This window comes from Riemerella anatipestifer ATCC 11845 = DSM 15868, from assembly GCF_000252855.1.
GTDB classification, from domain to species: domain Bacteria; phylum Bacteroidota; class Bacteroidia; order Flavobacteriales; family Weeksellaceae; genus Riemerella; species Riemerella anatipestifera.
The window spans coordinates 1,083,147-1,097,983 of record NC_017045.1 but is presented as its reverse complement, the minus strand read 5'-3'; the positions used below and the strand labels follow the sequence as shown (position 1 = coordinate 1,097,983).

At 37.6% G+C, this 14,837-nt stretch carries 12 protein-coding genes; 8 read left to right on the top strand and 4 right to left on the bottom strand.

Features of this window, described 5'->3' with window-relative positions; translation table 11 throughout:
- Positions 1-7 precede the first annotated feature (7 nt).
- Positions 8-898: a phosphatase PAP2 family protein gene (locus RA0C_RS05245; RefSeq protein WP_015345420.1), complete on the top strand. Its 891-nt coding sequence runs from the start codon at positions 8-10 to the stop codon at positions 896-898.
- Positions 883-2,007 carry a hypothetical protein gene (locus RA0C_RS05240; protein WP_004918129.1) on the top strand — a complete coding sequence of 375 codons (1,125 nt, stop codon included), beginning with the start codon at positions 883-885 and terminating at the stop codon, positions 2,005-2,007. The genes RA0C_RS05245 and RA0C_RS05240 overlap by 16 nt, the downstream gene beginning before the upstream one ends.
- A gap of 9 nt (positions 2,008-2,016) precedes the next feature.
- Here the strand turns inward: RA0C_RS05240 and pth are convergent, their stop codons facing one another.
- Positions 2,017-2,580: an aminoacyl-tRNA hydrolase gene (gene pth, locus RA0C_RS05235; RefSeq protein ID WP_004918128.1), complete on the bottom strand. Its 564-nt coding sequence runs from the start codon at positions 2,578-2,580 to the stop codon at positions 2,017-2,019.
- A gap of 270 nt (positions 2,581-2,850) precedes the next feature.
- Between pth and clpB the strand changes: the two genes are divergently transcribed.
- On the top strand, positions 2,851-5,442 hold the full coding sequence (gene clpB / locus RA0C_RS05230; RefSeq protein WP_004918125.1) for an ATP-dependent chaperone ClpB: 2,592 nt from the start codon (positions 2,851-2,853) through the stop codon (positions 5,440-5,442).
- 81 nt (positions 5,443-5,523) lie between these two features.
- Here clpB and RA0C_RS05225 read toward each other — a convergent pair whose 3' ends face one another.
- Entirely contained in the window at positions 5,524-7,050 is a 1,527-nt protein-coding gene (locus RA0C_RS05225) for a GH3 auxin-responsive promoter family protein (RefSeq protein ID WP_013446928.1), read from the bottom strand.
- A gap of 159 nt (positions 7,051-7,209) precedes the next feature.
- Between RA0C_RS05225 and gltX the strand changes: the two genes are divergently transcribed.
- Together gltX and RA0C_RS05215 are read left to right on the top strand one after the other, a co-directional pair.
- Positions 7,210-8,721 (top strand): glutamate--tRNA ligase, encoded by a 1,512-nt coding sequence (gene gltX / locus RA0C_RS05220; RefSeq protein ID WP_004918121.1) that lies wholly within the window; start codon positions 7,210-7,212, stop codon positions 8,719-8,721.
- Between the two features lie 53 nt (positions 8,722-8,774).
- Entirely contained in the window at positions 8,775-9,731 is a 957-nt protein-coding gene (locus RA0C_RS05215) for an acetyl-CoA carboxylase carboxyltransferase subunit alpha (protein WP_004918118.1), read from the top strand.
- A 77-nt stretch (positions 9,732-9,808) separates the two neighbouring features.
- Here RA0C_RS05215 and RA0C_RS05210 read toward each other — a convergent pair whose 3' ends face one another.
- The gene (locus RA0C_RS05210; RefSeq protein ID WP_004918117.1) at positions 9,809-10,393 is read right to left on the bottom strand and encodes a DUF6759 domain-containing protein; all 585 of its coding nucleotides are present in this window, start codon (positions 10,391-10,393) and stop codon (positions 9,809-9,811) included.
- A gap of 132 nt (positions 10,394-10,525) precedes the next feature.
- Here RA0C_RS05210 and tsf point away from each other — a divergent pair, with 132 nt between their 5' ends.
- Positions 10,526-11,494 (top strand): translation elongation factor Ts, encoded by a 969-nt coding sequence (tsf, locus tag RA0C_RS05205; RefSeq protein WP_004918115.1) that lies wholly within the window; start codon positions 10,526-10,528, stop codon positions 11,492-11,494.
- Positions 11,495-11,589: 95 nt separating this feature from the next.
- On the opposite strand, the gene nth is transcribed toward tsf, so the two are convergent.
- Positions 11,590-12,216, bottom strand: coding sequence for an endonuclease III (gene nth / locus RA0C_RS05200; protein ID WP_004918114.1), 627 nt, complete (start codon positions 12,214-12,216; stop codon positions 11,590-11,592).
- Between the two features lie 32 nt (positions 12,217-12,248).
- Between nth and bcp the strand changes: the two genes are divergently transcribed.
- A complete protein-coding gene (bcp, locus tag RA0C_RS05195; protein ID WP_004918112.1) occupies positions 12,249-12,698 on the top strand; it encodes a thioredoxin-dependent thiol peroxidase in 450 nt (149 codons plus the stop codon).
- A gap of 10 nt (positions 12,699-12,708) precedes the next feature.
- A complete protein-coding gene (locus RA0C_RS05190; protein WP_004918109.1) occupies positions 12,709-14,823 on the top strand; it encodes a prolyl oligopeptidase family serine peptidase in 2,115 nt (704 codons plus the stop codon).
- Positions 14,824-14,837 lie beyond the last annotated feature (14 nt).

The window sequence follows — 14,837 nt, the reverse complement described above, 5'->3', positions numbered from 1 at the left end:
TTTATCTATGAAGAAAATATTAGGGGGGATTTCGTTGTGTTGGTTTAGTTTAACCTTTTATATGGTGGTTACGCTAGTTTTGGTGTTGTTGGTAAAACCCGATGGCTTTTTTCTTATACCAATATTAGAAGGGAGGTTTTATTTTTTTGCAGTGTTTTTAGCGGCTTTATTTTTTGATAAACAACTGAAAAACTACCCAAAACTAAAAATGTTGGTAAGCTGGTTGTTGGCTTATGCCTTTCTGAGTATAGTTTATAAAGAAACGGCACAACTCAATCTTATGTTTTTTGATAAAATAGATGATTGGTTGATTAAAATAGACCACCTTTTGTTTGGCTTTCAGCCCTCGCTAGAGTTTTCTAGGGTCTTTGATTATCCTTGGTTTAGTGAGCTAATGTTCTTAGGGTATTTCTTCTATTACCTAATGCCTCTCATTGTGATGGGAATGCTTTTTAAGTACAAGCCTAACCAACTAGAGTTTTTTGGTGCTCTGTTGATTACTTCTTTTATTATCTACTACACCATTTTTATTTTTGTTCCAGCAGAAGGACCACAGTTTTATTTTCCTTATCCTAACAATACGGTAGAAGCCTATGGTCTTTTTGGAATGGCAGTAAAACAAATCCAATTGATGGGCGAAGCTCCTACGGCGGCATTTCCTAGCTCTCATGTGGGCGTGAGTGTGGTAGTTCTGATTTGGCTATTTAAACATTACAGAAAATTATTTTTCTTAATATTGCCATTCACATTTATTCTTGTTTTCTCTACGGTGTATATTAAAGCACATTATGCGGTAGATGTTTTAGCGGGAGGAGTTACAGGAGTATTGGTTTACTTGCTTAGTTCAAGTATGACTTTATTTTTTATAAAAAAACGAAAACAATGGAAATCACTATAAAACAAGTAGAAGGTGCTAAAGAACTTAATACTTTTATCTACCTTCCAGAGAAGATACACCATAATCATCAGGAGTGGCTACCGCCTCTTTATATGGATGAAGAGAAGTTTTTTAATCCTAAGAGAAACCCTGCATTTCAGCATAACGATACCATCTTGTTATTGGCTTACCAAAATGGAAAAGCAGTTGGTAGAATTATGGGGATTATACCACATGAGTACAACAAAAAACAAAACCTTAAAACAGCAAGATTTAGCTATTTTGAATGTTATGAGGACGAAGCTGTATTCTCGGCGTTACTAAAAGAGGTAGAGCAATGGGCAAAGTCTAAAGGTTGCGAAGAGCTTATCGGACCGATGGGATTTTCCGACAAAGAGCCTCAAGGGTTTCTTACCAAAGGATTCTCTGAACCTACGATGATGATTACCAATTCTAGCTTTGAGTATATGTCTAGAATGATTTTGGCTTCGGGGTATAGTTCTTTTGTGGAACTGTGCCAATATGATGTTCCACTAACATCTAAAATTACCGAACGCTACGAGGCTTTTACAAAAAGAATACAAAGCAGAATGAACATCACGGTACATCAGTTCACTTCTACGAAACAGGTGAAGCCTTTTGTGAGGTCGGTATTTAATCTTATCAATGCTACTTATCAAGAAATCTACGGTTTTACTTCTATTTCAGAGGAAGAAATGGACGATTTTGCCAGCCGTTTTCTCCCATTATTAAATCCTAAGTTAATTAAAATCATTAGTGATGGTTCGGGGAGAGTAGTGGCGTTTGTGATAGCGATGGCAGACCTAAGCCAAGGGATTAAAAAGGCTAAAGGGAGACTGTTGCCATTGGGTTGGTTTCATATTTTGAGAGCGTCTAAAACATCTAAACGATTGGTGCTATTGTTAGGCGGTATAGCACCAGATTATCAAAACAAAGGTCTAGATGCGGTCTTGGCAACGCACCTTTTTGGTTCTGCGATTAAACTAGGCTTTAAATCGGTAGATAGCCACTTGATTATGAGAGAAAATCACAAGATGCGTGCAGAGATAGAGCGTTTGCCTGACCATAGAATGTACAAGGAGTACACTATCTATAAAAAGGAAATTTAGCGAAGCGGATTACTTTCCATTAAAGCCCGTCATCGCATTTTGGATGCCTGCGAAAACAAAAGCCAAAGAAGCCTTAGTAAATTGTTCTAGGCGTTCTGGGAGTTTGCTTTGTTCTTCTTCAGTCCATTTGCCGAGTACATAGTCCACTTGCTTACCTTCGGAGAAATTGGCAGAAATACCGAACCTTAATCTTGGGTAGTTTTGCGTTTGTAGGAGTTCTTGGATATTCTTCAGTCCGTTATGTCCTGCGTCTGAGCCTTTCATTTTCATTCTAAGCGTACCGAAAGGCAGGGCTAAATCATCGGTGATGACAAGCAAATTTTCTAGCGGAATGTTCTCTTTTTTTAGCCAAAACTTCACGGCGTTACCGCTTAAATTCATATAGGTGTCAGGCTTTAGTAATATTACCTTTCTACCCTTATATTTACCCTCTGCTACCCAGCCAAAGTTAGCTGTTTTAAAAGGAGCCTCTATGCCTTCTGCAATTTTTTCTACAACTTTAAAGCCTACATTGTGGCGAGTTTCTGTGTACTCATCTCCTTTGTTGCCAAGCCCTACGATAAGATATTTCATTTAATATTTTCTTTGCTTTTGCAAATATAGCGAGATTTTCATAGTCGTTTGGACTAAAAAATGGGTGTTTTGACTAAAAAATTCTAATATAAATCTTTTTAAGAATGAGAAAGGCTTGTGTGTAAATAGGAAATTTTGTCTTTATTTATTTGGTTTAAAGGTGTAAAATAGGAAATTTTGTCTTGTTTTGTTGTGCTTTTTATGATAGAACGCTTTTTGTTAATCTCATAGAGTAAAAATAAAGTTTAAACAAAAATCACATATATCATTATGAATTTAAATCAGTTTACAGTAAAATCACAAGAGGTGATTCAGAAGGCACAGCAGTTAGCTATGGCGTTCGGGCATCAAAGTATAGAACCTCAACATGTTTTAGAGGGTGTTTTTGAAAGTGATGACACTATTTCTAGCTTTCTACTAAAAAAATCAGAAGCAGATGCTACTCTCATCAGAGAGCGTAATAGGCAAAACTTAGAAACTCTTCCTAAGGTAGAAGGTGGTAGTTTGTATCTTTCTCAAGCAGGTAATAGAGTGCTTTTGGAAGCTCCCAATTTAGCTAAAAAAATGGGAGACGAGTATGTTACCATAGAGCACCTTTGGTTGGCTTTAATAGAGGTTTCGTCTTCGGTATCTTCTTTACTTAAAGATATGGGAGTTACCAAGGCTTTGCTAGAAGCAGGAATAAAGGAGCTTAGGAAAGGGAGTAAGGCTACTTCGGCGAGTTCGGAGGAGACTTACCAAAGTTTGAGCAAATACGCTAAGAATTTTAACGAACTCGCTGCGGAAGGCAAACTAGACCCTGTGATTGGTAGAGATGAGGAAATTCGCCGTGTATTGCAAATTCTTTCTAGGAGAACCAAAAACAACCCTATCCTTATAGGAGAGCCTGGAGTTGGTAAAACCGCTATAGCTGAAGGTATTGCACACAGGATTATTTCGGGAGATGTACCAGAAAACCTAATGGATAAAACGCTTTATTCACTAGATATGGGGGCGTTGGTTGCGGGAGCTAAATACAAAGGCGAGTTTGAAGAGCGTCTGAAATCTGTGGTTAATGAGGTAACGAAATCCGATGGACAAATCATACTCTTTATAGATGAAATACATACTCTGGTAGGTGCTGGAGGTGGAGAAGGAGCAATGGATGCGGCTAATATCCTAAAACCAGCTTTGGCTAGAGGGGAGCTTAGAGCTATAGGAGCAACGACGCTTAACGAGTATCAAAAATACTTTGAAAAAGATAAAGCATTGGAGCGTCGTTTCCAGAAAGTAATGGTGGAAGAGCCAGATACGGAGTCGGCAATTTCTATCTTGAGAGGGATTAAGGATAAGTACGAGTTTCATCATAAAATCAGGATTAAAGATGAAGCTATTATCGCTGCAGTGGAAATGTCTCAGCGTTATATATCAGACCGTTTTCTTCCAGATAAAGCTATTGACTTGATAGATGAGGCTTCTTCTAAACTAAGAATGGAAATCAATTCTAAGCCCGAAGAGCTGGATATATTAGATAGAAAATTGATGCAGCTAGAGATAGAGCTTGCTGCAATTTCTAGAGAAGGTAACCAAACTAAAATAGACCACCTTAAAGAAGATATAGCTAAGGTAACCGAGGAAAGAAACGAAATCAATGCGAAGTGGCTACAAGAAAAACAAAAGTCTGAAGATTTAACTCAGATTAAAAAAGACATTGAGGCGTTGAAACTAGAAGCAGAAAGAGCTCAAAGGTTAGGCGACTATGCTAAGGTTTCGGAAATTCAGTATGGTAAGCTAAGGGAAAAAGAGGAGGAACTTCGCAAGATAGAACTCCTGATGCAGAATAACCAAAATGAACTTATTAAAGAAGAGGTAACGGCAGAGCATATTTCCGAAGTTATTTCTAAATGGACGGGGATTCCTGTAACTAAACTTCTGCAAAGCGAGAGAGAAAAATTACTTCACCTAGAAGACGAGCTCCACAAAAGAGTAGTAGGGCAAGAGGAAGCAATAGAAGCGGTAGCTAACGCTATCAGAAGAAACCGTGCAGGACTTAATGATGAGAAAAAACCAATTGGTTCATTCCTATTTTTAGGAACTACAGGAGTAGGTAAAACCGAATTGGCAAAAGCATTAGCAGAGTTCCTATTTGATGATGAAAATAATATGACTCGTATTGATATGAGTGAATATCAAGAGCGTCATTCGGTGTCTAGATTAGTGGGTGCTCCTCCAGGGTATGTAGGCTATGATGAAGGCGGACAACTTACGGAAGCGGTAAGAAGAAGACCTTATTCGGTAGTGCTTTTAGACGAAATAGAAAAGGCTCACCCTGATGTGTTTAATACTTTATTGCAGGTGTTAGACGACGGAAGGCTTACGGATAATAAAGGTCGTGTTGTTAATTTCAAAAACACCATCGTGATTATGACTTCTAACTTGGGTTCTCATATTATTCAAGAAAATTTTGAAGGGCTTACAGAAGAAAATCAGGAGGAAATAGTTTCTAAAACTAAAGAGGAAGTTTTTGGAGTGCTTAAACAGTCGTTGCGTCCAGAGTTTATCAATAGGATAGATGAGGTGGTGCTCTTCCAACCGCTTAATAAGAAAGAAATAGGTAAGATTATACAATACTTGCTTAGAGGCTTTAATAAGATGTTGGAAAAGAAAAATATCATTTTAACATCTACCGAAGATGCATTAAACTACATTAGAGAGAAAGGTTATGATCCTTCGTTTGGGGCAAGACCGCTCAAGAGATTGTTGCAACAGGAAGTGCTTAACCAGCTTTCTAAAGAAATTCTCGCAGGTAATGTGAACGATGGCGATCGTATTATTCTAGACTACTTCAAAGAGAGTGGATTGGTATTTAGACAAGCAGAGTAGGTGATTAAGAATTGTGTTATAACAAAGACAAAAGCTTAGGTCTTAGTTGCCTAAGCTTTTTATTTAAAGTAGCTATTATCCTTAATTTTCGTTTTGAGTATTCATTTTAAGAATAGGGTCTATATATTCTCTATCGTTGCTTAGACGAGGAACTTTGTTTTGTCCACCTAATTTCCCTCTACTTTCCAACCAATCGTAAAATAAGTTAGCTCTAGCGATGTTAATCACAGGCTTTTTAAGCGTCATATCGTTATAACGCTTGGCTTCGTAGTCGGAATTGATGGATTTTAAAGTTTCATCAAACACCTTTTCAAAAGTTGCCATATCGTTAGGAGCTTGGCTGAACTCTATAACCCACTCGTGAGCCCCACTTTCATTTCCCTTCATAAAGATAGGAGCGGCGGTATAGTCGGTTATCTTAGCAGCGGTTGCTTCACACGCTTTTTGTAAAGCCATTTCGGCATTATCAATCATCAATTCTTCTCCAAAAGCGTTGATGTAATGTTTGGTTCTCCCTGATATTTTGATGCGATAAGGGTCGGTGCTGGTAAATCTCACGGTGTCGCCTATTAAGTAACGCCAAAGCCCACCATTAGTGGTAATTACTACGGCATAGTTTTTACCTACTTCCACCTCTTCCAGCGGAATTGCTTTAAGATTGGTCTCGGAAAAATGTTCCATAGGAATAAACTCGTAGAAAATCCCATAATCTAGCATTAGTAACATTTCATCACTATCAGACCTATCTTGAATGCCGAAAAACCCTTCGGAAGCGTTGTAAATTTCGTAATAATTGATGTCTTTCCCTACAAGTTCTTTGTATTGTTCTCTATAAGGCTTAAAACTGATTCCCCCGTGGAAAAACACTTCCAAATTAGGCCAAAGTTCAGAGATGGAACCTTTACCTGTTTCTTTCAAGATGCGTTGTAGTAGCACCATCATCCAGCCAGGCACTCCTGTAAGGCTTCCCACATCTTCTTGCCTTACTTCGGATACGATGGCTTTTAGTTTAGTCTCCCACTCGGACATCAGTGAGGTTTTTTTGCTAGGCGTGGTGGTAATTTCTACCCAAAAAGGCAAATTTTCTATTAAAATCGCCGATAAATCTCCAAACTTAGTATTGAAATCTTCGTAGAGTTCCGAGCTTCCTCCGAGTCTTAAATTTTTATATTGAAATAAAGTATTTTCTGGGTGATTGTTGGCATAGATAGAAACTAAATCTTTCCCTGCTTTGAAGTGACAACCCTCTAGACTTTCATCAGAAATGGGAATAAATTTACTTTTGGCATTAGTAGTTCCAGAAGACTTTGCGAATTTTCTAATGTAGCCACTCCATATCACATCTTTTTCACCTTTTCTGGCTCTTTCTATATAAGGTTCAAAATCTTCGTAGGTTACAATGGGAACTTGATTGCAAAAATCCTGATAACTAGAAATATTTTTAAATCCGTATTCTTTTCCATACACCGTTTCTTCGGCTTTGAAGAGTTGGGAGAAAAGAATGCCTTTTTGTGTTTCTATAGGATGCTTAACAAAATTTTGTATCTGATCCATTCTTTGGCGAATGAACCAGTTTACCACTGTATTGAAGAGAACCTTTGTTGCCATACCGAGCAAAGATAATACTTTTTCTGTTTTGTTTGGGTATCATAAGAACCCACAAATATCAGTTTCATAAATTCTTTTTGTGCCAAAAAACTTCAATAATATTAGAAACTTGAGTTTACATTCTGTAAATTTGCTGTTTTAAAAAAGAATTATCAAAATATGGAAAAAGTACGCGTTCGTTTTGCACCAAGTCCTACGGGAGCTTTACATTTAGGAGGTGTAAGAACGGCATTATACGACTATTTGTTTGCAAAACATCATGGAGGCGATTTTGTCCTTAGAATAGAAGATACCGACTCTGCTAGATATGTAGAAGGTGCTGAAGAATACATTATGGAAGCACTAGAATGGTGTGGCATCGTCCCTGATGAAAGCCCTAAACATGGTGGTCCTTATGCTCCATACAGACAGTCGGAACGAAGAGCTATCTATGACCAATATACTGACCAAATATTAAAAACAGATTATGCTTACATCGCTTTTGACACTCCAGAAGAGTTAGACGCTATCCGAAAAGAGTTTGAAAGTAGAGGTGAAGTTTTCGCCTATAATTACAGAACTCGTGGCAGACTTAGAAATAGCATCAGCCTTCCTAAAGAAGAGGTAGAGCAACTACTTGCTGAAAATACGCCTTATGTGGTAAGGTTTAAAATGCCTGTGGACAGAATTGTAAGCCTTAAAGATATTATCAGAGGGGATTTCAGCGTAAATACCAACGACTTAGACGATAAAGTTTTAGTTAAAAACGACGGAATGCCAACCTATCATTTCGCTAATATTATTGATGACCACGAAATGAAAATTACTCACGTAATTAGAGGAGAAGAGTGGTTGCCATCTATGGCGTTGCACATACTCCTATATGAAGCTATGGGTTGGGACGCTCCAGAGTTCGCTCATTTATCATTGATACTAAAGCCTGAAGGCAAAGGTAAACTAAGTAAAAGAGATGGAGCTAAGTTTGGGTTCCCTGTTTTCCCATTAGATTTCCAAGACCCCGAAAGCGGAGAAGTTTGGAAAGGGTACAGAGAATCTGGCTATTTCCCAGAGGCGTTTATAAATATGGTAGCCCTCCTCGGCTGGACTCCAGCAGACGATAAAGAAATTTTATCTATGGAAGAGATGGTGCAGGAGTTTGACCTCTACAAAGTACACAAAGCAGGTGCTAGATTTAGTTTAGACAAAGCGAAGTGGTTCAACCATCAATATCTACAACAAAAATCTAACGACCAACTTTTGGAAGAATTAAAACAAATAGAAGGCGTTAATTCTAAACAAATTTCTGATGAGGTACTACTGAAAATAGTTTCTCTAATGAAAGAAAGAGCCACTTTTGTAAAGGATATCTACGAGGAAGGAAAATTCTTTTTTGAAGCCCCTCAATCTTTTGATGAGAAAGCTGTTAAAAAAGCTTGGAAGGAAGATACTCACGAAGTAATGTCTGTTCTATTAACTGTACTAGAAGCTATTTCTTTCGATACAGAAACTATCAAAAATGCCATTCACGACTTTGCAACAGAGAAATCTTTAGGTATGGGTAAAGTGATGATGCCTTTGCGTTTGGCACTCGTTGGGGAGCTAAAAGGTCCCGATGTACCAGATTTGATGACAATCATTGGCAAAGAAGAAAGCCTTAACAGATTAAAAAAGGCGTTGGAGGTTTTAAAGTAAAATCTCTTTTATTAAAAAATTATTAAATTTGAACGGTAAATTATCTCATCAATATGGAATATTTAGATTTTGAAACCCCTATAAAAGAACTAATGGAGCAGTACGAAAAGTGCTCTCTAGTAGGCGAAGAAAGTGGAGTGGATATGAAAACGGCGTGTAGCCAAATAGAAGATAAAATCAACAAGAAAAAGAAAGAGATATACGGTAATCTTACGCCTTGGCAAAGGGTACAGTTGTCTCGTCACCCTAACCGACCTTATACTTTAGACTATATTAAAGGAATTGCAGATGAAGGTAGTTTTGTAGAAATGCACGGTGATAGAAACTTCGCAGATGATACAGCTATGGTAGGTGGTTTAGCCAAAATTGAGGGACAGTCTGTAATGTTTATAGGCACTCAAAAAGGGCGAACGACCAAAGAAAGACAACACAGAAGATTTGGAATGAGTAACCCTGAAGGCTACCGAAAAGCTCTTAGACTAATGAAATTGGCAGAGAAATTCAATATTCCTGTGGTTACTTTTATAGATACTCCAGGGGCTTATCCTGGATTAGAAGCGGAAGAAAGAGGTCAAGGTGAGGCTATTGCAAGAAACATCTACGAAATGTGCCAACTTAAAACCCCTATTTTCTGCTATGTAATTGGCGAAGGTGCTAGTGGTGGTGCTTTAGGTATAGGTGTTGGTAACAAAGTTTATATGATGGAGAACTCTTGGTACTCTGTAATTTCTCCTGAAAACTGTTCGGCTATATTATGGAGAAACTGGGAACATAAAGAAGAAGCAGCCTCTACTATGAAACTAACAGCACAAGACTCTCTCAAAGAAAAAATTATAGACGGTATTATAGAAGAGCCACTGGGGGGAGCCCACTACGACCCAAGTGTAGCTTACCAAAATGTAAAAAACTCCATCTTAAATAACATCAAAGCCTTTAAGAAATTCTCGGCTAAGGAGCTAGAATCTCAAAGACAGGATAAATTTATTTCAATGGGCAAATTTAAAGGGTAGAAATGAGGTCTAGTATTTAAAATAAGAAAGCTATTCCATCAAGGTGAGGAATAGCTTTTTGATCAAAATTTACAGCCTTAGTTAAGGCTTAGTGAAACCTCCATGTCTTTGTTAATTAGTTTGTTAGATGAGTATTTGCCATTGCATATAGATGCAGATAGAGAATAATTTCCTTTGTCTAGGAGAATATAGTTTTCATTATGCGCGGCTATATCCAAATTATATTTTTTACTACCATCTATCTTTACTGTAATATTACAATTAGATAAATTTTTAACTAGTAAATAAGCCTCTTTTTTAGAGGGGTCATTACTAAATAAGTGATTAAGTACATCTACAGGTTTTGAGCTATCGCCTATGTTAGTGGGTTTCATAACTATATTGGTATTTACAGCTTCTGTCTTTGTAGGTACACTTACCATTTTTTTAGTTCTTAGTTCCTTTTCTTTTGTTTCTCCATTAAGAATGTTATGTAATTTAGTTTTAAATTTAGGGGTGTCAGGATGTTCTGGATTGTATTTTATAAAATTAGCGATGACTTTAATATCATTAGAAGCCTCTACTTGTTGAGATGTATATTTTGACTGAGCATTAGCCATAGAGAATGTGCTAAGTGTCAAAACACATAGGGTTATTTCTGCTATTTTTTTTACTTTCTTCATGTTAAATCTTTACTTAATATGCAAACAACGCAAAAACTCTATTTTTAGTTTGTCTTAAAATTATTATCTTTGCAGGGGTTTTTTGAGGACCCCAAAGATATAACAAAAAATAACTAAAAAAATAATATTATTATGTATTCACCAGCTGCAGCAGATGTTGCAAAACTAAGAAACACTACAGGGGCAGGAATGATGGACTGCAAAAAAGCTTTGGTAGAAGCTGAAGGAGATTTTGATAAAGCAATAGAAATCCTTAGAAAAAAAGGACAGAAAGTAGCTGCTAATAGAGCTGACAGAGAGTCTGCGGAAGGAGCTGTTATTGCTAAAGTAAATGCAGACAACACTGCAGGTGCTATCATCGCTCTTAATTGTGAAACTGACTTCGTAGCTAAAAACGAAGATTTCGTAGCACTAGCTCACAAATTAGCTGAACAAGCAATTAACTACTCTAGCAAAGAAGAGTTTTTAGCTTCTGACTTTGGAGGAATGACCGTAGCTGATAAACTTATCGAGCAAACGGGAGTTATCGGAGAGAAAATTGAAATAGGTGCGTTTGAAACTATCAAAGGTGCTTATCTAGGAGCTTATATCCACGTAGGAAATAAAATCGCTGCTATCACGGCTCTTTCTAAAAGCTTCGACCAAGCTGCAGATTTAGCTAAAGATGTATCTATGCAGGTTGCTTCTATGGGAGCTGAAACGCTTTCTTTCAAAGATTTTGATCCAGCTTACATCGCTAGCGAAACTGAAGCTCGTATCGCTGTAATCGAGAAAGAAAACGAAGAGCTAGTTCGTTTAGGTAAACCTTTGAAGAATGTTCCTAAATACATCTCTTATGCACAACTTACTGAAGAAGTTCTAAAACAAGCTGAGGAAGATGCTAAAGCAGAACTAAAAGCAGAAGGTAAGCCTGAGCAAATTTGGGATAAAATTATTCCTGGTAAAATCCAAAGATTCATCAGTGATAACACAACTCTAGATCAAGAGAAAGCATTATTAGACCAAAACTTCATTAAAGACGACAGCAAAAAAGTAGCTGAATATGTGAAGTCTTTCGGTGATGATGTAGAAATCGTAGGATTTAGAAGAGTAAGTCTTTAATTTTATGAAGTTATAACAAAACTTCTTGATATAATAAAGTGAAAACCCCTAATTTTAGGGGTTTTTGTTTTGGATAGAGGTAAGGAAGTATAAAATTATGTCTTCTTTTCAAAAAGCATTTTGGTAATAAAATCTTTATCGCCTTTACCTCTAGCTGGAGAATATTCTCTACCATAGAAAATAATTTGCAGATGTAAGCTATTCCATTTGTCTTTTGGGAAAATCTTTTTAGCATCTTTTTCGGTTTCGGTTACATTTTTTCCAGAAGTGAGTTTCCATTGAGTCATCAGTCTATGGATATGGGTGTCCACAGGAAACGCAGGAACGCCAAAGGCTTGGCTCATCACTACCGAAGCCGTCTTGTGTCCTACACCAGGTAAGGCTTCCAACTCTTCAAAAGATTGAGGAACTATGCCTTGGTGTCGTTCTACCAATAGCTCTGCCATTGCTTTAAGGTTTTTAGCTTTGGTGTTTGATAGACCTATTTCTTTAATTAAATTTTTAATTTCATCAACTTCCAACTCTTTCATCTTGAAAGGAGTGTCCGCTACGGCAAATAGTTGTGGTGTTACTTCATTCACTTTCTTGTCGGTAGTTTGTGCCGAAAGAGCCACGGCAACTAGTAAGGTGTATGGGTCTTTGTGGTCTAAAGGTATAGGTGTCTCAGGATATAGGCGTTCTAACTCTTGTATGATGATTTCGGCTCTTTGTTTTTTGGTCATTTTAAACTAAATTTGGGACAAAAATAAACATTATGATAAACATAGGTGATAGCCTTCCTGCTTTTACAGTAAAAAATCAAGACGGAAAAGAGGTGAGTGCATCAGACTTCAAGGGTAAAAAATTAGTGGTGTTTTTTTATCCTAAAGCCAATACGTCAGGGTGCACAGCAGAGGCGTGTAATTTAAGCGAGAACTACGAGGTTTTACAAAAACAAGGCTATACTCTTTTGGGTGTGAGTGCCGATTCTGTGGAAAAACAAAAGAAATTTCACGATAAATTTAACTTTCCTTATGACCTTCTAGCCGATGAAGAAAGACAAATCATAGAGGCTTTTGGGGTCTGGCAACTTAAAAAGTTTATGGGGAAGGAGTTTATGGGTATTGTTCGTGCCACCTTTATTTTTGATGAAAATGGCGTGTGTACGAGGATTATAGATAAAGTAAAAACAAAGGAGCATTCGGCTCAAATATTAGAATATTAAATTATTAGTTATGAAGTTTAAACATTTGTATTTAGGAGTAGCTGCTGTGGCGTTGGCGTCTTGTAGCACTCAACAAAAAAACGCTAAAATGAATTATCCCGAAACTAAAAAAGTAAACCATACCGACACTTACTTTGGTACACAAGTACAAGACCCTTACCGTTGGTTGGAGGACGACCGTGCGGAGGATACCAAAGATTGGGTAAAGAGACAAGTCGCTTTTACACAGAACTATCTAGACCAAATCTCTTTCCGTAACGAAATCAAAGACCAACTGAAAGAAATCTGGAACTACGAAAAAATTTCTGCCCCTTTTAAAGAAGGCGATTATACCTATTTCTATAAAAATGATGGGCTACAAGCTCAATCGGTGTTGTATAGAAAAGATAAGAATGGCAATACAGAGGTGTTCTTAGACCCTAATCAGTTTTCTAAAGATGGGACTACCTCTTTGGCGGGTATTTCTTTTAATAAGAAGGGAAACTTAGTCGCGTATAAAATTTCGGAAGGTGGTAGCGATTGGAATAAAATCATTATTCTAGATGCCATTACTAAAAAACAAATAGACGAAACTTTAGTAGATGTTAAATTTAGTGGGATTTCTTGGCTAGGAGACGAAGGCTTTTTCTACTCTAGTTACGATAAACCAGACGGAAGTGTACTTTCGGCTAAGACTGATATGCACAAGGTGTATTTCCATAAGTTAGGAACTAAGCAGTCTCAAGACCAACTCATCATAGGGGGCGAAAATTTCAAAAGGAGATATATGAGTGCTGGCGTTTCCGAAGACCAGCGTTATCTTATCCTTTCTGCAGCTAATGCGACTAATGGCAATGAGCTTTACATTAAAGATTTAAAGAACAACACCGATTTTATTCCAGTTCAGAAAGGCTACGATTATAATACCGATGTGGTAGATACCAAAGGCGATTTTATCTATGGTCTTACGGACAAAGGTGCTCCTAATATGAGGTTGGTAAAATTTGATATTAAGAATCCTAGTGTTTGGACAGATGTGATTCCTGAAACGGAAAATGTACTAAGAGTATCCACAGGAGGAGGCTATATCTTTGCTAATTATATGAAAGATGCCGTAACATTAGTACAGCAGATGGATTACAACGGAAAGAAAGTAAGAGATATTACTCTTCCTGGTAAAGGCACTGCAGGAGGATTCTCTGGTAAAGATTCCGAAAAAGAATTGTACTATGCTTTCACGAGCTACATTACGCCGAATACCATCTATAAACTTAATGTGGAAACGGGAGCTTCTTCGGTGTATCAAAAGCCAAAGGTTAAGTTTAACCCAGATGATTTTGTTTCGGAGCAAGTGTTCTACACTTCTAAAGATGGCACTAAAGTTCCAATGACCATCAATTATAAGAAGGGGCTTAAGCTAGACGGTAAAAACCCTACGATTCTTTATTCTTATGGAGGGTTTAATATCAGTTTAACACCTTCGTTCTCTGTGGTAAATGCGGTGTGGATGGAAAACGGAGGCATCTACGCTGTGCCTAATATTAGAGGTGGTGGCGAGTATGGTAAAAAATGGCACGATGCAGGAACCAAAATGCAAAAGAAAAATGTATTTAATGATTTTATAGCGGCTGGCGAATACTTACAATCTAAAGGTTATACCTCTCCTGAATTTATGGCACTTTCTGGGCGTTCTAACGGAGGTCTGCTTGTGGGTGCTACAATGACGATGCGTCCTGACCTTGCTAAAGTGGCTTTCCCTGGTGTGGGCGTTTTGGATATGTTGAGGTATCACACCTTTACTGCAGGAGCAGGGTGGGCGTATGATTACGGTACGGCACAAGATAGCAAAGCGATGTTTGAATATCTAAAATCTTACTCTCCTGTACACAATGTTAAGAAAGGCGTTTGCTACCCTTCTACTATGATTATTACTAGCGACCACGACGATAGAGTAGTCCCTGCACACTCGTTTAAGTTTGGAGCGGAATTGCAAGAAAAACAGACCTGTTCTAACCCAGCACTTGTTAGAATAGAAATGAATGCAGGACACGGAGCGGGGCGTTCTACCGACCAAGTGATAGGCGAAAATGCCGACTTAATGAGCTTTGCTCTTTATGAAATGGGCATTAGAAATCTTAAAAAGTAAGATGTAATACAACG